The sequence below is a fragment of the Pseudanabaena sp. UWO310 genome, from assembly GCF_006861605.1.
In the GTDB taxonomy this organism is placed as follows: Bacteria; Cyanobacteriota; Cyanobacteriia; order Pseudanabaenales; family Pseudanabaenaceae; genus Pseudanabaena.
Genome location: NZ_SELU01000003.1, coordinates 117,349 through 139,305, shown reverse-complemented (window position 1 = coordinate 139,305; position 21,957 = coordinate 117,349). Strand labels below are relative to the sequence as shown.

20 protein-coding genes are annotated in these 21,957 nt (G+C 42.2%); 10 read left to right on the top strand and 10 right to left on the bottom strand.

The genetic code is table 11. The features are described 5' to 3' along the window. Positions 1-307: 307 nt before the first annotated feature. A complete protein-coding gene (locus PseudUWO310_RS02345; RefSeq protein ID WP_142598658.1) occupies positions 308-835 on the bottom strand; it encodes a hypothetical protein in 528 nt (175 codons plus the stop codon). Between the two features lie 182 nt (positions 836-1,017). Here PseudUWO310_RS02345 and PseudUWO310_RS02340 point away from each other — a divergent pair, with 182 nt between their 5' ends. Continuing rightward, the gene (locus PseudUWO310_RS02340) at positions 1,018-1,362 is read left to right on the top strand and encodes a XisI protein (protein ID WP_142598656.1); all 345 of its coding nucleotides are present in this window, start codon (positions 1,018-1,020) and stop codon (positions 1,360-1,362) included. Positions 1,363-1,436: 74 nt separating this feature from the next. Here the strand turns inward: PseudUWO310_RS02340 and PseudUWO310_RS02335 are convergent, their stop codons facing one another. Beyond that, positions 1,437-2,009, bottom strand: a complete 573-nt coding sequence (locus tag PseudUWO310_RS02335) for a Uma2 family endonuclease (protein WP_142598654.1) — start codon at positions 2,007-2,009, stop codon at positions 1,437-1,439. 235 nt (positions 2,010-2,244) lie between these two features. Between PseudUWO310_RS02335 and PseudUWO310_RS02330 the strand changes: the two genes are divergently transcribed. Continuing rightward, positions 2,245-3,024 (top strand): DUF4058 family protein, encoded by a 780-nt coding sequence (locus PseudUWO310_RS02330; RefSeq protein ID WP_142598652.1) that lies wholly within the window; start codon positions 2,245-2,247, stop codon positions 3,022-3,024. 103 nt (positions 3,025-3,127) lie between these two features. Here PseudUWO310_RS02330 and PseudUWO310_RS02325 read toward each other — a convergent pair whose 3' ends face one another. From PseudUWO310_RS02325 to PseudUWO310_RS02315, 3 genes are all read right to left on the bottom strand, one after another. Further along, entirely contained in the window at positions 3,128-3,748 is a 621-nt protein-coding gene (locus PseudUWO310_RS02325) for a hypothetical protein (RefSeq protein ID WP_142598651.1), read from the bottom strand. Between the two features lie 147 nt (positions 3,749-3,895). Beyond that, entirely contained in the window at positions 3,896-4,225 is a 330-nt protein-coding gene (locus tag PseudUWO310_RS02320; protein ID WP_142598649.1) for a multiprotein-bridging factor 1 family protein, read from the bottom strand. 219 nt (positions 4,226-4,444) lie between these two features. Further along, a complete protein-coding gene (locus tag PseudUWO310_RS02315) occupies positions 4,445-5,644 on the bottom strand; it encodes a GNAT family N-acetyltransferase (RefSeq protein WP_142598648.1) in 1,200 nt (399 codons plus the stop codon). Positions 5,645-6,527: 883 nt separating this feature from the next. Between PseudUWO310_RS02315 and tpiA the strand changes: the two genes are divergently transcribed. The 5 genes from tpiA to tuf all read left to right on the top strand — a co-directional run bounded on the left by tpiA (position 6,528) and on the right by tuf (position 11,954). After that, the gene (gene tpiA, locus PseudUWO310_RS02310) at positions 6,528-7,277 is read left to right on the top strand and encodes a triose-phosphate isomerase (protein ID WP_071590150.1); all 750 of its coding nucleotides are present in this window, start codon (positions 6,528-6,530) and stop codon (positions 7,275-7,277) included. Between the two features lie 220 nt (positions 7,278-7,497). Beyond that, positions 7,498-7,911 (top strand): 30S ribosomal protein S12, encoded by a 414-nt coding sequence (rpsL, locus tag PseudUWO310_RS02305; protein WP_009627792.1) that lies wholly within the window; start codon positions 7,498-7,500, stop codon positions 7,909-7,911. An 81-nt stretch (positions 7,912-7,992) separates the two neighbouring features. Then, positions 7,993-8,463, top strand: coding sequence for a 30S ribosomal protein S7 (rpsG, locus tag PseudUWO310_RS02300; protein WP_009627793.1), 471 nt, complete (start codon positions 7,993-7,995; stop codon positions 8,461-8,463). 70 nt (positions 8,464-8,533) lie between these two features. Then, positions 8,534-10,615, top strand: coding sequence for an elongation factor G (fusA, locus tag PseudUWO310_RS02295; protein WP_142598646.1), 2,082 nt, complete (start codon positions 8,534-8,536; stop codon positions 10,613-10,615). A 106-nt stretch (positions 10,616-10,721) separates the two neighbouring features. Continuing rightward, positions 10,722-11,954 (top strand): elongation factor Tu, encoded by a 1,233-nt coding sequence (tuf, locus tag PseudUWO310_RS02290; protein WP_055075807.1) that lies wholly within the window; start codon positions 10,722-10,724, stop codon positions 11,952-11,954. Between the two features lie 150 nt (positions 11,955-12,104). On the opposite strand, the gene PseudUWO310_RS02285 is transcribed toward tuf, so the two are convergent. The 5 genes from PseudUWO310_RS02285 to PseudUWO310_RS02265 all read right to left on the bottom strand — a co-directional run bounded on the left by PseudUWO310_RS02285 (position 12,105) and on the right by PseudUWO310_RS02265 (position 18,515). After that, positions 12,105-15,269 carry a SpoIIE family protein phosphatase gene (locus PseudUWO310_RS02285; protein ID WP_142598644.1) on the bottom strand — a complete coding sequence of 1,055 codons (3,165 nt, stop codon included), beginning with the start codon at positions 15,267-15,269 and terminating at the stop codon, positions 12,105-12,107. 497 nt (positions 15,270-15,766) lie between these two features. Further along, the gene (locus tag PseudUWO310_RS02280) at positions 15,767-16,270 is read right to left on the bottom strand and encodes a pentapeptide repeat-containing protein (protein ID WP_142598642.1); all 504 of its coding nucleotides are present in this window, start codon (positions 16,268-16,270) and stop codon (positions 15,767-15,769) included. 262 nt (positions 16,271-16,532) lie between these two features. Continuing rightward, on the bottom strand, positions 16,533-16,940 hold the full coding sequence (locus PseudUWO310_RS02275) for a DUF2996 domain-containing protein (protein ID WP_009625406.1): 408 nt from the start codon (positions 16,938-16,940) through the stop codon (positions 16,533-16,535). Positions 16,941-17,018: 78 nt separating this feature from the next. Then, on the bottom strand, positions 17,019-17,369 hold the full coding sequence (locus PseudUWO310_RS02270; protein WP_009625405.1) for an NAD(P)H-quinone oxidoreductase subunit M: 351 nt from the start codon (positions 17,367-17,369) through the stop codon (positions 17,019-17,021). Positions 17,370-17,504: 135 nt separating this feature from the next. After that, positions 17,505-18,515, bottom strand: a complete 1,011-nt coding sequence (locus PseudUWO310_RS02265) for an RNA polymerase sigma factor, RpoD/SigA family (protein WP_009625404.1) — start codon at positions 18,513-18,515, stop codon at positions 17,505-17,507. A 1,531-nt stretch (positions 18,516-20,046) separates the two neighbouring features. Between PseudUWO310_RS02265 and PseudUWO310_RS02260 the strand changes: the two genes are divergently transcribed. The 3 genes from PseudUWO310_RS02260 (at position 20,047) to PseudUWO310_RS02250 (ending at position 21,919) form a co-directional block, all read left to right on the top strand. Next, on the top strand, positions 20,047-20,856 hold the full coding sequence (locus tag PseudUWO310_RS02260; RefSeq protein WP_142598640.1) for a DUF928 domain-containing protein: 810 nt from the start codon (positions 20,047-20,049) through the stop codon (positions 20,854-20,856). A 356-nt stretch (positions 20,857-21,212) separates the two neighbouring features. After that, positions 21,213-21,530, top strand: a complete 318-nt coding sequence (locus tag PseudUWO310_RS02255) for a hypothetical protein (protein WP_142598638.1) — start codon at positions 21,213-21,215, stop codon at positions 21,528-21,530. A gap of 113 nt (positions 21,531-21,643) precedes the next feature. After that, complete coding sequence (locus PseudUWO310_RS02250; RefSeq protein WP_055075577.1) at positions 21,644-21,919, top strand: YggT family protein; 276 nt, start codon at positions 21,644-21,646, stop codon at positions 21,917-21,919. Positions 21,920-21,957: the final 38 nt, after the last annotated feature.

Here is a 21,957-nt window from a genome sequence, read left to right as displayed (position 1 = left end):
CTAGAACTAATCCTCCTCCCGCCTGTGCTTCTATTGCCAAACGCGAAAAGTTAGATTTTCGTATCGAATTTGCTCGTGTTACCCTTGTCTCATATTGAGACTCAACTGAGTTTTCTGCATCACTAAGTTAGAAAGAATTTGTATGATAACTAAGGTCTCCTTTCCTTATTTAAGGACTCTCGATAATCGTACTACTTCTTATCAATCGACTATTAATAACTATGGCAAAGAACTAACCCCTATTAAAATGTTTATTTTAAGTACAAAAGCAGATTAGACTTCGTAATCATAAACGTATTAGTCAAGGTCAAAACTCCTCTACTAAAACACCTTCTGGCAACTCGAAAACTAACTTATCAGGCGGTTCCAAAATCACTGAGCGATAATCCACAATGAGAGATTGCCTACCAAGCTTGTTGTAGGTTATCACCCGTCGATACATATTGGTAGCTAGGTCGATGTAAGCAAGCTCATAAGCCTCTTCTGCTGGAACGTCTGGGATGTTATAACGCCCGATAAACCTTAAACACTCATGTCCATCAATCAAATCAATACCTTCTTGTGTCCACTTCAGAAATGTGGTCGGATCAAAAGATCCCTCTATAGGTTCATTTTTTAGTGGTAACTCTTGCACTACCTTACAATCTGGCAGTACAAAACTCCACAATACCCCTTTGTCTGGACGACTGATGACAATGCTCTGTATGCCATTCTCATTATAAAATTCGACACGTCTTCTAAAACCATCAATCCAAATCTTGCTGTAATTTCCATCTGAGCGAATAATCTCTGCTGAAAATTGATTCGGCATCTTTGGTAATGCTGCGTGAGTCATGATTAACTATGCCACTTAATTACTGGTTTGTTGCAAAGCATCCGAACTTTATATTGTCATATTGACCTTAGTAGTAGAAAGACTAATTTCCACCAAAAACGATAAAAAACTCCACGTGTGGTAGTCCAAGAATGTCAGCTTGATATCTTAGTTTATGATGTAAAGAATGAGGTAATTGTCAAATGGAAAATCTAGAAAAAATCCAGACTTATCGCACGATCATCAAACAAATTCTCAACCAACACGCCTCTTATAAACCCTCACACGGTGAATTTGAAATGCAAACCCTCTTTGATAACGAACAGGATCGCTATCAAGTGCTAGCAATTGGTTGGAATCAAGACAAACGCATCTATGGCTGCTCCATGCAACTTGATATTAAGGCAGGAAAAATCTGGATTCAAGCGAACAATACAGAAATAGATATTGCTGAAGCACTTGTCGCCAAAGGAGTCCCCAAGGAAGATATTGTGATTGGCTTGCAGCCTGACTATTTGAGGAAATATACTGGATATGCGATCGCTTAAATACGCGATTAAAGACAGCTTTGCAAAAGCTTAGCTAAACTCTGACAAATCTCAAGAAATATCGTTTGTTTGCTTTAAACATATTTTTCTGCAAAAGCTGTCATCGCATCCAATTGTGAATCCATCAACAAACATTTTTCTAAATGCTCAATGTCCAACTCAGGTAGCCATTCACTGCGATCGCTTTGTAAATATTCACCGTCAACTAATCGATAAATGCTAATTTTGCCATCTACCCAAAACCAAACTTCTGGAATACCCCTTAATTGATATTTCCTTAACTTTTTAACACTTCCGCTAGTAACAACAATTTCAATACATAGGTCAGTCTTTGCAGGATCATTACCAAAAGCAAAGGACAAATCAGCCTGAAACTCAAGACTAGGTTCAATTTTTTGGGTATAAGCACCTGTTGATGTAAAGCGGATGCGTTTGGTGACGAAATAAGAAATTAGTAAAGCCCCAAGAAGACTGGATATCATTTCATGCTGCAAACCAATACCCATAATTTCTAGTTCTCCCTCACAATAAGTCATCCGCACTCCACCGATTTCTTCAAAGGCGGATTGCAAAGTTTTAAACTGTTCCCAAGTGACAGCCCATTTAACGAGATATTGGTTTTCTACCTTAGCTAAAGTTTGGATCATCGCTTTACCCTCGCTGCTGAGTGTTTTCAGTATAACCAATTAATACCAATTGCCCAATGTGAGACTGCACTTCTGCTAAAAACAAAACCTAATGGAGAAGATATCGTGATTGGCTTATAATCTGCTGATCTGAGGCAATATACGGGATATGCGATCGCCTAGATAAGATTGCCCATGTTAGAATTTCTTCTAAGCTTTACCAGAAAATTGTAGATATAAAAGAGGATCGCTAAAAATGCCATCACCCTTCCCTGGCATGAATCCTTATTTAGAAAACCCCGAATTATGGTCGGCTGTTCATAGTCGATTAATTGTAGCGATCGCTGATGCCCTCGCTGACACCCTTAGCCAAGACTATCGCATTGAAATCGAGAAGCGCACCTATTGGAGTGATGAAACGGGAGACGATCTGCTAATTGGGATACCTGACGTTTCTTTGCTTAGTCGAAGTAAAACAAGCAGCGAAAAAGATAGTGCAACCGCAGTTGCCGAACGCGCAGCGATCGCCCCAACTCGCATTCTCTTGCCAACCTATGAAGAAATTAGCGAACGCTATCTAGAAATTCGTGAAGTCCAAACTGGAAAAGTAATCACAGCAATCGAGATACTTTCCCCTAAAAACAAAAAGACAGGTGAGGGACGTGAAGCTTATCTCCGCAAAAGAAGGCGAGTTTTACAAACTCAAACTCATTTTATTGAAATTGATCTTTTAAGAACTAATCCCTCCTTTTTACAAGGACAACTTCCTCCTTCTGATTATCATATTTTGGTCAGTCGTAGCCACGAGCGCCCTGCTGCTGATTTATATGCTTTTTCAATTCGCGATCGCATTCCTAATTTCTCTATCCCGCTACGCTTAGGTGAATCAGAGCCGACACTAGACCTGCAAATTTTAGTGGATCAGGTTTATCAGCGCGGACGTTATGACTTAGCGATCGACTATTCTCAACCGACGCAACCTCGTTTGAATAGTCAAGATGAAATTTGGGCAAGCAACTTAATCAAAAACGATTAGTTTATTTATTCGTGTTCTATACTTTGGTTTTCTCAAATCTTTACGCTGAGGTGAGCAATTTTTTGAGATTTGAGTGAACGTGAATAATTCATGCCCCTAAAAACTATCCTGAAAAATTTATTACTAAGTCATAACTAATACTAGCAATTGCCAAATTATATAACTGAAGAACTAGCATTTTTTCGTACCCGAATAAATCATCTTCATCAAACATCTTAACTATTAGGCAATCTATTTCATCATCAGAAAGAATAGATTCATAAGTGACATATTTCCCCAATTCAAAATCAAGCTTAGAAGCTATTTCTTGCAATTCGTCACGAAGATTAAAGCTAGAACCGAGACCCAATAAATATGAGCTTGCTAAATTAATTTCCTTGAAATCTATTGGGAGATAGCAACCAAAAAAATGTGGATGGCATATCAAATGTGAATCACCTTTAGCTCTATATTCCATCAATAATTCTCTTTGTATTTCTGGATTATCATAAATATCGTCGTATTCTAAGCTTATTCCTTCTCTGATCTTAACCAATAGATATTTTAAATCATTAAAATGACGACTCTTCCATGATGATAAAGTAGGCTTTTTTACACCCTTAAGATGTGGTTTAGGTGCATATTTATAAGCATCAAGACCATAATACTTAAATAAAAGATTGTCTCCGCTAAAATGCTTTCTATCTTCGTATCTGTCTCCAATAAGCCAAGCACTTATAGACATATAGAACCTAATTGAATAATTTACCTATAACTACTTGATTTTAACGAAGAAATAGCAGGGTAAGTCTTTGTTGGCACTGGTCAGGTAATGTGGGATAGGTTCTGAGAAGCCCATTTCATGCCGATAACAAAAACGCAAATACGTCGATCACGATTTAGCTGACCAGTGCCCACTTGTCTCAAGCTCAATTTCCGAAAACTTAATCTCAACTCTTTGATTAAGCGCACCAGCAATCTTTTGCAACATTGACAGCGAATGCCCCTCATAATCAGCATCCTCAAGTCTAGCGATCGCTGATTGCTTAGTACCAATGCGATCGGCAAGTTCCTTTTGAGTCAATCCTCTTGCAGTTCTTGCCTCATAGATAAGTTGAGCCACCACAGCATTAAGCGAAGCTTCCCTTACTAAATCCTCAAGTTCAGGATCGTTGTCAGTCAAATTATCAATAATTTTGAGGGCATCACTAGTCTTAGCCATTTACATAACCTTTACGGTCTTTCTTGATCATGGCTTTCAACTACTCCAAAACAGGAGCAGTGCCATTTTCATCTTGATAGAAAACAACTTGCGTTTTCGGCACACTCGTCACTTAAAATAATTTTAGCCTATTAAATCACAATATTGTTATATTTATTCGAGTGTAAGAAAAATAACATTTGCCTCAATGATTATCTTTACAAGTACGTTGTGGGCAATTTAGACATGAAGATTGGGTGGGGCAAAATCAAAGGGCAATTCATTATTAATCGCTTGAATTTGTTTTGCTTCATAGGAATTTACCTCATTAATATGGGGAATTAAAATTTGCTTGAGCCGATCGCGATAAAAGCGATGCAAACTGTAATTTGGAGTCGCAGGAAATCCTCGCCGCTTTTTATGTTGACCACCTGCTCCGGGATCAAAGCGTTTAATTCCCTGTGCGATCGCCCATTCAATCGGCTTGTAATAGCAAGCATTGAAATGTAAACAATCAATTTCTTGGACACAGCCCCAATAACGCCCAAATAGTTGATCGTCTTTACGAATGCAAAAAGACATCCCCACAGGTTGCGGATGATCCTCAATTTCACCTGCCACGAATACAAGGCGATCGCGAAAACTATGGGCGAGATTTTCAAAAAACTTGCGATTTAGATATTTGCTGCCACCCCAAAACTTATTGCAATGATCGTTATATAACTCATACATATAGCCATAGAAGTAATGGGGAATCTCTTCACCCGTATAAACTCGCATCGTGATTCCCGTACTTTCGACCGACTTTCGCTCTCGCTTAATATTGCGGCGCTGATTGGCATTGAAGTTTTTTAAATAGTCATCAAAATCCGTAAATTCTTGATTTTCCCACACATAGCTGTGGTGCATCCAAGTTGTGAAACCGCGTGACTCTAGCTCATGCTTCCAACTAGGATCGACATAGAGAAAATTACAGCCCGACATTTGATGCCTGTCGCACAGACGATCGATCTCCACCAACATCAGATCATAAATTTTTGACAATTCATTGGGATTGTCCTGTAAATCAGGATGCACTAAAAATCGATAGCCCACCGCAGGCGTAAAGGGAGCCATCCCCAATAGTTTCGGATAATACTCAATCCCCAGCCGATAAGATAAATCCGCCCATTGATGGTCAAACACAAACTCGCCTTGACTATGCCCCTTTAAATACAAAGGCGCAGCCGCCACCAATACATCCCCTTGCCAGACTAATAAATGACTCGGCAGCCAACCCTGCTGTGCGATCGCACAGCCCGAAGACTCCAGATTTGACAACCATTCCCATTCAAAGAAAGGGGTTGCCAAAGGTTTTGCCAGAATATTCCATGATTCAGCCTTGACCTTATTAACCGTATCTACCCAAGTCATCGTATAAAGCGGAGATTTTTGCAGCATAGTCAAAGTCTTGGCAGTATTGAAGTAGATTGCTTGTAAAGCTCAGTATACATAGCTTAACAAATGCCAGCCTAAAAGTCAGAACTCTAAAAGTCAAAACTCTAGCTACACAATCATTCAGGCTTTTTGCTTGTTTTTGGGATTTTAAATAACCAAGGATTCTATGAATATATGTAAACAAATAGTGTTGTAGAACACCACCTGCGTTAATGTATTTACATGGCACAAGAGACAAAGCAACTCAATCCAAACGCAAACCCAGATTGGTTTTTGAAATAAACATTTGAAAGCAAAAAGGAGAAGCAAAAAGGAAGAGTTAAAAGTCACATCGGATTGACGCTCTGTTGCTCCCCACGATTCCGCGATCTTTACGGGGCAGTGCTTATTCCAAAGATCGGTGTAGTTTTGATTGCTTCGATAGCCTGTATTGTTATTGGGGTCTCTTAATTTTTCTGGCCTTGTATGGGGGATTGACCTACCGCAAGGACAGGGTGAGACAAGCTTATGTAGTTAAAAAAGATAAGGGCTACAGCGTACAGTTAATCAAGATCAACACGTTTCAGTAAACCCCTAGTAGAAACTTTAATTGAATTATTATAAAACATGAGTCTAGCAGCCTTCTGCTAGACTCATTGAGTTTTAGACCTAAATTTTTGTCAAAAAGCAGAGATACTCTCTTCACAATTCTCTGCACAATTAAGTAACTAGGCGCAATTAAATATAAAATCCCAAAACCTGTAGCGCAGGCTGCGCTTGCGCTACAGGTTTGATTCTGGCTTTTAATTATTCCCAGCTACTTACCTTTGCTTTTAATGAACCATTCTTCGGTAAAATAAACAACAATTCTTTATTTTCACGATCTTAACTCAGGGGTAAACGAGCATTGCGTAAAATCGTTATCGCTGGCAACTGGAAAATGTATAAAACCCAGTCTGAAGCCAAAACATTTTTCTCAGAATTTCCTGCCCACTTAAAAAATACCGCTCCCCAAGCGGCGATCGCTGATCAGCAAATCCTCATTTGCGTCCCCTATACAAATCTAGCGATCCTCCAAACAATCGTGCCAGCGATCGGTCAAGCAAATCTCAGTATTGGTGCTCAAAACGTCCACTGGTCAGAAAATGGTGCGTTTACAGGTGAAATCTCTGCGCCAATGCTCGTCGAGATAGGCATCAAATACGTCATTGTCGGTCATAGTGAGCGCCGCCAATTCTTCGGTGAGACGGAAGACACGGTTAATAAACGTCTCAAAGCCGCTCAATCCTGCGGACTTACCCCCATTCTTTGCGTTGGCGAGAGCAAGCAGCAAAGAGATGCAAACGAGACAGAATCTTGGATCTTTTCGCAACTAGCTGCCGATCTCGTCGATATTGACCAAAATAATTTAATCATTGCCTACGAACCGATTTGGGCGATCGGCACGGGTGACACCTGTGCCTCTAGCGAAGCTAATCGTGTAATTGGACTAATTCGTAGTAAACTAGTAAATCGCGACGTTACAATTCAATATGGTGGTTCCGTCAAACCTGATAATATTGACGAAATCATGGCTCAACCTGAAATTGACGGTGTGCTAGTTGGCGGAGCAAGTCTTGACCCAGCAGGCTTTGCCCGAATTGTGAATTATCGTTAATCTTTCCTACATTTCTTTTTTGGCAATACTTTGTAAATTGCAGCTTTGTAAATTGCAAAGTAAATGTAAAAAAGCGATCGCCACAGCCGACATAAACATAACAAAGCCGATCAAACCTGTAAGCGATTGTTTTATACAATTGACTTTGTGAGATCTATTTTGTTATAGTTATGTGCTGTTGATTAGAATACACAGCCGCAGATATACCAAATCATCACTTATGCCCACGATCCAACAGCTCATCCGCACTGAGCGACAAACCATAAACACCAAAACAAAGTCTCCTGCCCTAAAAAGTTGTCCTCAACGCAGGGGAGTTTGTACACGCGTCTACACTACCACACCCAAAAAACCCAACTCAGCCCTCAGAAAAGTGGCACGGGTACGCTTGACTTCTGGATTTGAAGTCACCGCATACATTCCTGGTATTGGGCATAACCTGCAAGAACACTCCGTTGTGATGATTAGAGGCGGTCGTGTAAAAGATTTACCAGGTGTGCGTTATCACATCATTCGTGGCACCCTTGATACTTCGGGCGTAAAGGATCGTAAGCAAGGACGCTCTAAGTACGGTGCAAAAAGACCTAAGCCCGGTCAAGCTCCAGCCGCAAGCACTGGCAAGAAGAAGAAGTAAGAATTACGCTCGAAAAGGCTACCCTCCTAGCCATTTAGTAAAAATTAGCAATTCATTTTATAAGGTGAATTTAGTACCGCAATGTCTCGTAGAACGAAAGCTTCAAAGCGCATAACCCCCCCCGATTCGGTTTATAACAGCCGTCTCATCAGCATGTTAATCCGTCGTGTAATGTCACGCGGCAAGCATTCCGTAGCCTCCCACATCGTTTACAAAGCCCTTGACACCATTGGCGAACGTACAGGTAACCCACCCCTAGAGGTGTTCGATCGCGCAATTCGCAATGCGACACCCCTTGTCGAAGTTAAAGCTCGTCGCGTCGGTGGTGCTACCTACCAAGTACCTATGGAAGTACGTACCGATCGTGGAGTAGCCCTAGCCCTACGTTGGTTAGTCCAATATTCCCGTAGTCGTGCTGGACGTAGCATGGTAACTAAGTTGGCTAACGAATTGATGGATGCCGCCAATGAAACTGGTCAAACCATCCGTAAGCGTGAAGAAACTCACAAAATGGCAGAAGCGAACAAAGCATTTGCTCACTACCGTTATTAATCCATAGCTTACCTCGCTATACTATTCTTAATATAAATTCTCAATTCCTGATAAACACGAGGAAACTATTGTGGAACGAACTATTGCCTTAGATAAGGTACGCAATATAGGTATTGCGGCGCATATTGACGCTGGTAAAACCACAACTACAGAGCGTATTCTTTTTTACTCTGGCGTTGTTCATAAAATAGGCGAAGTTCATGATGGAACTGCAACCACAGACTGGATGGCGCAAGAGCGTGAGCGTGGGATCACAATTACTGCCGCTGCAATCAGTACCAGTTGGAAAGATCACCGCATTAACATCATCGATACCCCTGGACACGTAGACTTCACAATCGAAGTTGAACGCTCCATGCGCGTACTCGATGGCGTAGTTGCCGTTTTCTGTGCTGTAGGTGGTGTACAACCTCAGTCAGAAACCGTTTGGAGACAGGCAGATCGCTATAAAGTACCTCGCCTTGTATTCGTTAACAAAATGGATCGCATGGGTGCGAACTTTTTACGAGTAAGAGAGCAAATCCGTTCTCGTTTTGGCTCTAATGCAGTTCCCATTCAACTCCCTATTGGTAGCGAAGCAGAACTAGTCGGTATTATCGACCTTGTCAAAATGAAAGCCTATATTTACAAGGATGAAATAGGTAAAGATATTGATGAAGTAGATATTCCTGCCGATCTAGTCGAACTAACCAATGACTGGCGCAGTAAATTGCTGGAATCAGTTGCCGATTCTGACGATGTTTTAATGGAAAAATATCTTGAAGGTGAAGAACTCACTGAAGATGAAGTTAGAGCAGGGCTGCGGAAAGGTACATTGAGCGGCAAAATTGTCCCAATGACCTGCGGTTCGGCATTCAAAAACAAGGGCGTGCAATTACTCCTAGATGCGGTTATCGATTATCTTCCTGCACCTAGCGATGTCAAACCAGTTCAAGGTTTACTTGCCAATGGTGAAGAGGCTATTCGCGAAGCCAAAGACGATGCTCCAATGTCGGCACTCGCGTTCAAGATTATGTCTGACCCTTACGGTCGTCTTACCTTTGTTCGTGTTTACTCTGGCATCTTGAAAAAAGGTTCCTATGCTCTCAATCCTGTCAAGAATAAGAAAGAGCGCATCTCACGCTTGATCGTTCTGAAGGCTGACGATCGCCAAGAAGTTGACGAACTAAGAGCGGGCGATTTGGGAGCAGTTTTAGGACTGAAAGATACTTTTACGGGCGATACCCTTTGCGACCTCGAATCACCAATTGTTCTTGAGACTCTGTTTATCCCCGAACCAGTTATTTCCGTAGCTGTAGAGCCAAAAACGAAGCAGGATATGGAAAAATTATCCAAGGCTTTGCAATCTCTATCTGAAGAAGATCCCACTTTCCGCGTGATGACCGATCCAGAAACCAATCAAACGATTATTTCTGGTATGGGCGAACTTCACCTTGAAATTCTTGTTGATCGGATGAAGCGAGAGTTTAACGTTGAAGCTAATGTAGGTGCGCCTCAAGTAGCTTATCGTGAGACGATTCGTAAGACCGTTAACGATATTGAAGGCAAGTTTGCTCGTCAAAGTGGCGGTAAGGGACAATATGGTCACGTTGTGATCAACTTAGAGCCTACCGAGCCAGGCACGGGATTTGAATTCGTATCGAAGATTGTTGGTGGCGTAATTCCTAAGGAATTTATCAAGCCTTCCGAACAAGGTATGAAAGAAGCCTGTGAATCGGGAATTCTTGCGGGCTATCCTTTGATTGATGTAAGAGCGACCCTTGTACATGGTTCTTTCCATGATGTGGACTCTTCAGAAATGGCTTTCAAGATTGCTGGTTCGATGGCAATTAAAGAAGCTGTCATGAAGGCTAATCCTGTCTTGCTGGAACCAGTCATGAAGGTGGAAGTTGAAACACCTGAAGACTATATGGGTGACGTAATTGGTGACCTCAGCCGTCGTCGCGGCAACATTGCTGGTATGGACGATACTCCTTCTGGCAAAAAAGTCGAGGCAAGGGTTCCTTTGTCTGAGATGTTTGGCTATTCTACTGACCTTCGCTCGTCAACTCAGGGTAGAGCAAGCTTCTCAATGGAATTTAGCCATTACGAAGAAGTACCGAAAAATGTGGCTGAAGCCATCATTACCAAAAATAAGGGCAAAAAAGAGTAGTCCTTTAAAATACTCAACCAACACTCTATAAACTAGAGTAATAATTACCGAAAATGCTCTATTCCGTAGAGTAACAATTACTAAATTTAAGGATAATTACGAAAAAATGGCACGCGCTAAATTTGAGAGAGACAAACCCCACGTCAATATCGGTACTATTGGTCACGTTGACCATGGTAAGACCACTCTAACTGCTGCAATTACCATGTCTCTTGCTGCCGCAGGTCAAGCAACAGCTAAGGCATACGATCAAATTGATGCTGCACCTGAAGAAAAGGCTCGTGGTATTACTATCAATACCGCTCACGTTGAATATCAAACCACTCAACGTCACTATGCTCACGTAGACTGTCCCGGCCACGCTGACTATGTTAAGAACATGATCACTGGTGCGGCGCAAATGGACGGTGCTATCCTCCTTGTATCTGCGGCTGATGGTCCTGAGCCTCAAACTCGTGAACATATTCTTCTTGCTCGTCAGGTTGGTGTGCCTCAACTTGTGGTTTTCTTGAATAAAGAAGACCAAATGGAAGGTGAAGAAGAACTAGTTGAGCTCGTTGAACTCGAAGTTCGCGAATTGCTTTCCTCCTATGACTTCGATGGTGACAATATTCCCATTACCCGTGGTTCTGCATTGAAAGCCGTTGAGCAAATGACTGGAGCTCCTAAGACCCAACGTGGAGAAAATCCTTGGGTTGATAAGATCTGGTCTTTGATGGATTCCGTTGACTCCTACATCCCTACTCCTGAACGTGCCGTAGATAAGGACTTCTTGATGGCAGTAGAAGATGTGTTCTCCATCACTGGTCGTGGCACCGTTGCAACTGGTCGGATCGAACGTGGAAAAGTTAAGGTTGGCGATATCGTTGAACTCGTTGGTCTTGGCGATACTCGCACCACCACAGTTACTGGTATCGAAATGTTTAAGAAGAGCCTAGACGAAGGTCTGGCTGGAGACAACGCTGGTTTACTGCTTCGCGGTATTCAGAAGGCTGATATCGAGCGCGGTATGGTTTTGGCTAAGCCTAAGTCCATCAAGCCTCACACCGAATTTGAAGGTCAGGTGTACATTTTGACCGAGAAAGAAGGCGGTCGTAAGACTCCTTTCTTCCCTGGTTACCGTCCTCAGTTCTACGTACGTACAACTGACGTAACTGGAACCATTGCTAGCTTCACCGCTGATGATGGTAGCGATGCTGAAATGGTAATGCCTGGCGATCGCATCAAGATGACCGTTGAGTTGATTAACCCCATCGCGATCGAAAACGAAATGCGTTTTGCTATCCGTGAAGGTGGACGCACTGTTGGATCTGGTGTTGTAACCAAGATCATCAAGTAGTTAACTCTTAGTTTTCTAACAAAAAAACCTCGCTTGGCGAGGTTTTTTTGTTAGAAAACGCTTTCGTGAATTTGGTATAAAAGCCAAAAGAGGGTCGCCGTGCAGAGCGCGGCGACCCTCTTTTGGCTTTTAATTTTGTCTGACGTTTGCTTAGGATGGAGGTGTGGACTTAAGGTACTTATATAGCCAACCGCAGCCACCAAGACAGGTGCGTTTATCCTCTTCGGAAACATTAATATTCGTTCTTAAATATTCCTGTAACCATTGACAACCACGCATCAACAGATTTTCGAGATCGAGATTCCACATGATGATTTTGCGATCTTCGCCCGAGGATACCAAGATTTTGCCGTTAGGACTAAAACATACACTCCGCACGGGACCTTGATGTCCGTTAAAAGTTCGTAAAAGAGTGCCATCACCACTCCAAAATTGAATGGTCGAATCTTCACTGGCGGACACTATAGACTTGCCATCAGGGCTAAAACATACGCTGGTGACTTCGGCGCTATGACCATTTAAGGTTTTAATCAATTGACCTTCGATGCTCCAAAGCTTCACGCTCTGATCCATACTGCCGCTAGCAATCATTGTGCCATTGGGGTTAAAACACACAGTGTAGACCTCGGCGCTATGTCCATCTAGAGTTCCCAGCAGAGTTCCATCCCAACTCCAGAGGTTGATCAGTTTATCTTTGCTGGCGGATGCGAGCATACTGCCGTCAGGACTGAAATCAATGCTGTAAACTTCCGCCGTGTGCCCTGTTAAGGTTTGTAGCCATTTGCCATCGGCACTCCATACTCGAATCGTGCCATCGGCGCTACAGGAAGCAAAAACCTGTCCATCGCAGCGATAGACTACTTTATAAATTTCCGCACGATGGGCGGAGATCGTGTCAATCAGAGTGCCATCCGTTCGCCAAAGTTTGATGCTGGCATCGGCGGCACAGGTCAGAATCGTCGCACTATCGGGACTAAAGGTAACGCAGTTAACCTTGTCATTATGCCCTTCTAAAACCGCTTCCAATGTGCCATTGGCGTTCCAAAGGTTTACGGTTTTATCTTTACAGGTGGAGGCGAGGTACTTAGAGTTTGGGCTGACGGCAATCGAGAAGATCTCATCGGTATGTCCCATGAGCGTTCTCAGGGGAGTACCCCGAATCGCCCAGAGCTTGACGGTGGTGTCTCTACTGGCGGAAGCAAGGGTTTTGCCATCGGGACTAAAGGCAATGCTGTGGACGACATCACCATGTCCTTGGAAGGTATACTGTAAGCCCTGTTCGATATCCCACACTCGAATTGTGCGATCAAATCCACTGGAAGCGATCGTGTGGTTATCATTGCTAAAGGCGACACTCCATACTTTATCGGAATGTCCATAGAAGGTTTTTATTAACACTCCGTCCGATCCCCACATTTTGACTGTGCGATCGCGACTGCCAGAGACGATCGCTAATCCGTTGGGCGCATAGGCGACACTTTCGACAAAGCTATCATGTCCCCGTAAATGGCGAATTGGTACGCCCATAATGTTCCAAATAATCAGATTGCGATCGGCGCTGCCTGAAATTAGGGATTTGCTATTGGGGTGAAAAGCAACGCAAGTGACCCAGCGATCGTGCCCACCGCGCAAAGTCCGAATCACCGTACCATCACTTTTCCATAGTCTGACAGTCGTATCTTCACTTGCCGAGGCGATCATCTCGCCATTGTGGCTGAAGCACACATCTAAAACAGGACCCTCATGCCCTTTGAGGGTCGCTATGGGCTGAGGGGCAAAGCTGCCACTAGCATCACGCCGCCAGAGTTTGACCATATTGTCCCGACTTCCAGACACCAGCATATTGCCATCGGGGCTAAAGGCAACACTGGTAACCCAGTTTGTATGACTGCTTAAAGTCTGGAGTAAAACGCCTGAGGCATTCCAAATTTTAATGGTGCGATCGCTACTTGCTGAAGCAATCAACTGACCATCGCGGGAATAGCAAACCTTATTTACCCAAAATCCATGCCCTTCTAAGCGATTGTATTCATGGGTTCCATAGACAACCTGCTCAAGGGCGGTAATGGCCCGAATTTGGGTATTTGCTCTCAGGTTTTCGAGGGTATTGGCATCCACTTGGGTGGTGAGGCGCTTGAGTTGAACGCCACCGATCACCCCCGCAATCATTGCTTCAATATGATTGTTGGAAAGGTAAAGAGCCTCTGAAGAAATTGTGAGCGCTACAATTTTTTCATTGATTTCACCCATTTCCGCGATTACACGCTGACGACGCTCGGAATCGAGACTTTTCTCTAGTTCTTGGCTGAGCTTTTCAAGGCGATCGGCATCGGCGGCTCTAGCCGCCATGAGTTGCTCGCGTTCGTTGATTCTTTGCGAAGCTTCTAAAAAGTTCAAATCGATGCGGGATAACTCTGGCTGACCATCGGCCCAAGTTAAAGCTTCGGCAAGCCTTGTACCACGCAGCAAAGCCGATTCGTCCGTTTCTTCTGATCGCTGCCATGCTTGTAAGGCTTCTAAATAGGGACAGTTACGCAGTTCGGAAAAATGAACTTTTTGTTTGAGTTTGATGACTACAATCGATACGTCATCGTCGGGAATATCCTGCTCGGTGAATTGATCGAGGGCCGTTTTTAGCCCCTGCAAAATGTCGATCGCTGAATATTGGGCAAGCTGAATGACGGTTTTGCGGAGTGGGGAGATCTCATCACCATGAGAACGTCCAAATTCTTCACCTTCAGGATTAGTCGCCTCAAATAGACCATCACTAAAAAAGATAGCGATATCGCCTGCGTTCAACGATCGCATAGTGGCTCGATAGGTAGCGCTATCAAAACGACCAAGGGCGATCGCTGGATTCACGACTTCCTCGCAAGTATGGGTCTCCGCCCGATAAATCAAGGGTCCAGGGATACCCGCATTACCCAAATGCAACTCGTAGGTGACTAGATCGATCGCCCCATAACATAGGGCGACAGCATCATCAGTGCGGCTTTTGCAAAGTAATTGATTTAAAGAATTCAACATGGATGCAGGATTTTGGAGCCGACCTTGCTGTCCATAGGCATCCAATTGCCCCTTAAACAATGCTGCGTGAATTGCCCCCGCCACCGACTTACCCGAAGAATCCGCGATCGCAACGGCTAAAGTTCCTGGTTGTTCTAAAAATTGGTAATAATCGCCACCAAGATCGACTGCTGTCCAAACTTCCGCAGCAATATCTAGCCCAGGATAAACAGGCAAGCTTTGTGGCAATAAGCTTCTTTGTAGCAGTCTGCCACTTGATAGGTCACTGGAGGTTTCATTTAACTGCATACATTGATAGGCAGAGCGATCCTGAAAACAAATATTGTTAGCACAGATATCCAAGTATTTGTATCAGTCAAACCATTCATTTTAAGTAGTTTGCCGAACTTCTGTACTATACACAAGGAGAATCATACCCCTTAAGTTAGGTTAACTTAATACAAATATGACAAGTGCTAACAAAGTTAAGACATAAAGCCCAGAAAGAAAAATAAAACTCCCCAAATTGCTGATTTCTGGATGCCATCCGTTGCAATTTTTCAGTGTGATGCCATTGAAGAGAGCGACAAACCCGCCCAGTCGAGCTTTTAATTTAAAAATAGCCATTCAAAAGTAGCAATGTATTTTTTGATTAAATTTTTTAATTAAAAAATTTAATCAAAAAATTTAATTAAAAAATTTAATCAAAAAGTTTAATTAAAAAATTTAATCAAAAAGCCTCAGTCTAGAGTAGCAAGAACATAGAAGTTAGTCACATTCTTCGTCATATTCTCTTCGTCATATTCTTAGTCACATTCAAGGGTGTCGCGGGTTAATCGTCCTGTAGTTGGATTTTGTCCCTTCGCGAATTTACAAAGCTTTTGCCGAATTGGTGCGCGTAAATCCACATCGGTAAAGTCGGCTCCATCAATAATTACATTATTAAACGAAGTTCCATAGGCAAATGAGCCTTCGATCACGGCATTAGTTAGGTTAGCCTTGTCAAGACGAGCATTGTCAAGGGTACTATAGCTAAGATTCGCGCCCGTCAAGTTCGCTTCTTTCATGTTAGCGGCAAAAAAACTAACTCCCTGAGCATCAGCATTAACAAAGGATGCATTGCGTAGATCGGATTCGTTAAATTGATAGCCTTGAAGCGATCGCCCCGAAAAGTTTGCTCCTTCTAGAAAGGCTTTGACATATACATCTGCCGAAACAGCGCTAGCTCCAGAAAAAATGAGAGCCAGACATAACAGTATATTGATAACTTTAAAAATAAAATTTCGTAACATAAAAGCTTGGATTTTCATGATCATTCTGATCGTACCAATTTCCTGAAGTGTTAATACAATTCACAGAAGTGAACTACCAGACGCTGACCGCTTAAAAAACAAACCCAGTAAGGTTTTGAGATTCAAAAAATGGCGTTGCCATTTTTTGAATCGGTATTATAGCTGCCGCCAAGTCTAGGCATCAACGCCAAGAATAGACTGGCGACGCTTTGCGCCGCCAGTCTATTCTTGGCGTTGGATTTGTCCTAAGTCAAGTGACTATAGCTATAACTGAGAGGATTTAATTTGGTTGCAGCCATTTCTGGGCAGTTAGGCGCTGAATCACCCCAAATACCAATAAATCTAAAGGAGCTTTACGCTCATCGATCAAAAACGGCTCAATTGTACTAGGCGATCGCCCAGCATCAGCACAGGAAAAAGCCTTCTGAGCATTGAGATCTGCTTTAGAAAAATAAACTGTAAACTGGCGTAAGCCTTGCGCCCAAGTTCCACGTACTTGAAAATTAGCAAACTCCAACTGCAAATCCGTGACTCCATTTTTCCCAAAGGCTTTGGTTAAAGCTGGCAGGTAGTGAATATTGATAAATTCTTCAAAGGGTAACTCCTCGATCGCAGGGGGCTTTTCAGCTTTAGGCTTAGCGGCAGGTTTTACCTTAGGCTCTTCAGAGGTTGGTACGGTTTCAGACATAGTTTTGGAAATACTGCATTGCAAAATAATTTAGGAGAGATGAGAGTCAGCAATACCATGCCCACTATTGGGCTTCGGCTATTGGGCTTCGGTATTAATAATCTGAGGTAAGCCCATGCTGTAGTTAAGCGATCGGTGGTTGAGATTATAGGTAACTTCACCCTCCTGCAATAGCGATCGCACAAAATGCTCTAGATCGGAACCAATCCGTCGCAAATTGTAATCAGTCAGGTCAGCCCCTTTATAGTCAGCCACTAACAGATCGAACTTGCGATACACCTTTTGGAGAGCCGCCTCTGTCCAGTTCAGCTCATTATCAGGATCGACATCTAATGTAAGCATATTCTCGCTGTCGATCAGTTCATCATTCTGCTCTTCAATGATGGCAGCATAAATCTGAATATGACGGGTTGTAGATTTGAGCGGCATAGAGGTTTGTAAATTTGGTGAGTGAGTATCGAAGAACTAACAATAGATTATTGCAAATTTTTAGAGATCCCAAACCAAACAATTTCTCTATACATATGGAAAGAGGAGACGCGATGCATCTCCTCTGTTTGTTTTTTAGCTAGCTAAATATTCCTGCATACGGGCTTTCCGTTTACGGAGATAATCCATCGCTTGACGCTCTAATTGCCTTACCTGCTCACGACTGAGATCCATGCGCTTACTAATGCTAGCGAGGGACATCTCTTGACCATCCTCTAGCCCATAGCGTAACACCATGACTTGGCGCTGCTTTTCAGGCAATTCCTTGAGTAAGCTTTGAATATCGGTGCGTAGAGACTCTCGCTCGACATAGTTATCAGGAGAACGTCCAGTATCTTCTAAAAGCTCGGCAAGCTCAGTATCTTGGTTATCACCAATGCGCAGGTCAAGGGAAATGGGCTGCCGCGATAACGATAAACATTCACGAACTTGATCGGTTTTTATCTTCAACTCATGGGCGATTTCCGCTACAGTGGCGACCCGTCCTAGATCCTGTGACAATTGACGTTGGGCTTTTTTGATCTTGTTAAGCTTTTCGGTAATATGCACTGGTAAGCGAATTGTTCGCGCTTGCTGAGCGATCGCGCGGGTAATTGCTTGACGAATCCACCAATAGGCATAGGTAGAGAATTTAAAGCCTTTAGTTGGGTCGAACTTATCTACAGCACGTTCTAATCCAAGAGTCCCTTCCTGCACTAAGTCCAGAAGTTCTAAGTTCCGCTTTTGATATTTCTTCGCAACGGAGACGACTAGGCGGAGATTCGCCTCAATCATTTTGCGTTTAGCTCTTGTCCCAATCCGAATATTACTATGCAAAATCTCTGGCTCAAGACCAACCGCTTCTGCCCACTCTTGCTCAGTTGGTAAGCGATCGCTGTTATGGGCAATTTTTTCTTGCACCTCAAACAGTAACATCATCTGCTGCACTTGCTTACCGTACACAATCTCCTCCTCATTGCTGAGTAGGGGGATTTTGCCAATTTCATGCAAATACGTGCGAACCATGTCAGCAGACAGACCGACCTGCTTGTTAGCTTGCCTATCCACTGTCTTTGGTGTGGGTTGGGTCAATGGTTCTTCAGACATATCGCTCCTCAAATTTTTAAACTAAGCGTTTTCAAGAGTGCTTCTCCAAGACTAGAAGTCTGAAACAAAGAAGACCTCATAACTTTAAAATTTAAACCTAATAGCTTGACAGCTAAAAATCATAATCTTTAAGTTTTATAAATTCAGTCTATAAATGCGTCAAATGCTCCAAGGTTGATTTGTATAATACAGGGTTAACCTTTTAATCTCTTGCGTCTGGAGTTACATATTATTACAAATCAACTAAAAAAGTCAAAGGGTGGATATTACTATCTATCTCAAGATTTAGTTGGGTTTTGACTTGAATTTCGACTTGAATTTTGGCGCGAATTTCGACTTGAATTTTGACTAAGTATTTACACCTATTAAATTACTCTTTTAAATTGATCTTTTAAATTCTCAAGTTGCTCACCTAATTGTTGTTAATACGACTACAAAGCCTTACCGCTAGAAGCCATTCCTAAACACTAGACATCCTCAAAAAAATCAATCAATAATAAAATTACGTATGTAAGCCCTAGTTTGGATTTAGAAAGTTTCCAAAACTACTATTCTTTAGAGGGATTATTTTTAGAGGGATTATTTAGATGTCAATTTGGCACAAAAATGAGAAGGGAAAAACTATATCTCGGATCGCTAAACTTGAATTGTGATGGTTAATTCACATCCAAAATCAGAACAGTCTTAGCTGATAGAGATGAATACCATACTTGATTACACTGACTGCTAGAATCCAAAAGACGAATATTAGAAACCTGAGGTTCCCTATAATTACTTCTTTGGAATTAACTATAAACTTTTGCTTACGTGTGAACTTCTCAACACCAACACCAAAGTAATTATTCCCTGTGTGGGCTTTTTCTTATCTTTAATTTTGTTTAAGAAAGTTAATTAAGCCGATCCTTACGAGTAATAAATTCTATGGGTGAAGACTAGGATTAATTGTCACAAAAACTGCATTTGCGCGATCGCATAGACTACTAATCTTTATTGTGAGAGGAAAGTCGCAAAATGCAATCACTCATTTGGATGAAGTCAAACATTAAAACGAATGAGCCCCATCGAGTTACCTTGATGCCATGAAAGTAATCTATCGAGATTTGATTGTGAACTATTTTATAGAGATCAAAATTAGTAGTAGCTACACAAAATTCTGTAACTACTAACCATAAAATATATAGAAATTAAAGAACTAAGAATAATTAACGTGAATTCGGAATAATTTGAAACGGGCTTTGAGAAAGGATTTGCTATGCAAACCCTTTCTCAAAGCCCAAAAGTAAAAGCCTTGCGTAGCAAGGCTTTTACTTTTGGGCTTTTAAAACTTGCCAGCTTAACCCGAATTGACGTTAATTTAGATTTAAATACCTGAAATATTTCCAAAATATTAAAGTTTGAATATTTCGGGAACTTCTGAGGACAATTATTCGATCTGAAAATTAGCATCAGTTTTTAATAGGGCGGGTACTCTATATAAAACTGGTAAAACTGGGAAAAGTAACTAGGATCATTCAACTAGGATTATTCAACAATGATTTTATCTGGGATCAAAAAGATTGCGCTTGGTGCAATTACGGTAGCTACTCTTGCAGGCTCAACGATCTTTGTGCCTTCAGCCTTTGCCCAGTATGGCTTAGGCTTATCAAAATCCGCAGGTACTGGTGGGGCAACTAGGGGTAATTTACCACAAATAACGATGCTCGTTCCTGAAGATGGGGCAAGGACTGTGGCGGCTCGTCCGACATTTTACTGGTATATCGCACCTCCGACGATCGCCTCCAACGATTCTGCAAATGAATCAGCCACCGTTCCTAATGTTGCTGCTAAAATTCCGTTCAAAATAACAGTATTTTTGCGTGATGGCAATGCAATATCCTCGAAATCAATTTTCACAGCCTTGGGAAAGGGTGAAGAGTCAGGGCTATATAAATTAACATTGCCTGAGAATGCTCCCGAACTTGTCAAAGGAAAAATCTATCGATTACAAATTCGTCTAGAATCGCCAGACAATCTAATTAATGTCAGTACGACGATTCGTCGCGATGACGATACAGTGCGGTTAAAAGAAATTGCCTCAGCCCAAAACGATCTAGAAAAAGCAAGGATCTATGTAAAAAATGCATATTGGTATGATGCGATTGATGCCTATACCAATTGGTTATCTCAAAATCCCCAAGATGAAGTAGCGCGTGCCGAACGCAATGATTTATTAAAAGCGGGAATGAAGGATAACACTGCTTTTAGCAAAGAAAGACAGAGCAGTTTAACGATGTTGATACATACACTAGAAGAGACCCAAAAGGCGATCGCTATTGTCTTGCATCCTAAAATCCTGCAATAAGTGATACCAATTCACGCTAATTCACGAAAGTATGACAACCCTTTTTTGAATTAGCATGAATTAAATTTGTGAATTAAAAACTAAACCTACTAAGGATTTTCAAGTAAGGATTTTCAAGTAAGGAAATGGCTACGCCATTTCTGAACTTGGCATTAGATGTGAAGTAGCTAGGCGCAATTAAATATAAAACCCAGAATCAAAACCTGTAGCTTGCGCTACAGGTTTTGATTCTGGGTTTTAATTATGCCCATCGCTATAACGCCAGTCAAAATGATATGATGTGCCAAAAGTCCTACTGTTTAAGCATTGTTTAAACAATATTCAAGGTTGTTGAGATCGTTAAGGCAGGCAAAGCTATGGCAGATAATTCAGGTAATTTTTGGGGAGGCTTTCTCTTCGGGGCTGCCATAGGCGGCGTAGTTGGAGCCTTGGTGGCAATTAAACTCAGTGAGCCAGAAGATGAGATGCTGAATCGTCAATCCGATGGCGAGCGAATCCTAGATAAGCCTCAGACTTCTAGCGAATTTGCCCGTCGCAACCTCGAAAAGAAAATCGCCCAATTGAATGCAACGATCGACTCCGTTAGCCAAGAATTGGCTACGGCTGAAGGGAAAAATGGTCGTAAGCAAACATCGCTTGAATCATTGCGAGATATAAATGGCGATGATAAGTAGCGATCGCAATCCTGATTTCTGCTCTATTCAGTAGAATAATGGTAGCTATTTTTATATTCATTCTAATTCATTCTCATTGTTCTACATCCCAACCTACAACCTCACCACATCCTATGGCAGTTATTATTGGTACAGTCAGCTCGTTTATCTCGATCTACCTAGGTTTACTGTTTATTCGGGTGTTGCTAACTTGGTTTCCCAATATTGATTGGTACAACCAGCCCTTTGCCGCCCTTAGTCAGATTACCGATCCCTACCTCAATATATTTCGCTCGATTATCCCGCCACTTGGGGGTATGGATTTCTCGCCCATGTTGGCTTTTCTCGCACTCAGTTTTCTCCAAAGAGCCCTTGCGCCTTTAGCGGCAAGCGCGAGTATGGGCTTTTAATGTAAGCTTTAAATAAAGCTTGTTTATGCTGGGTTCAC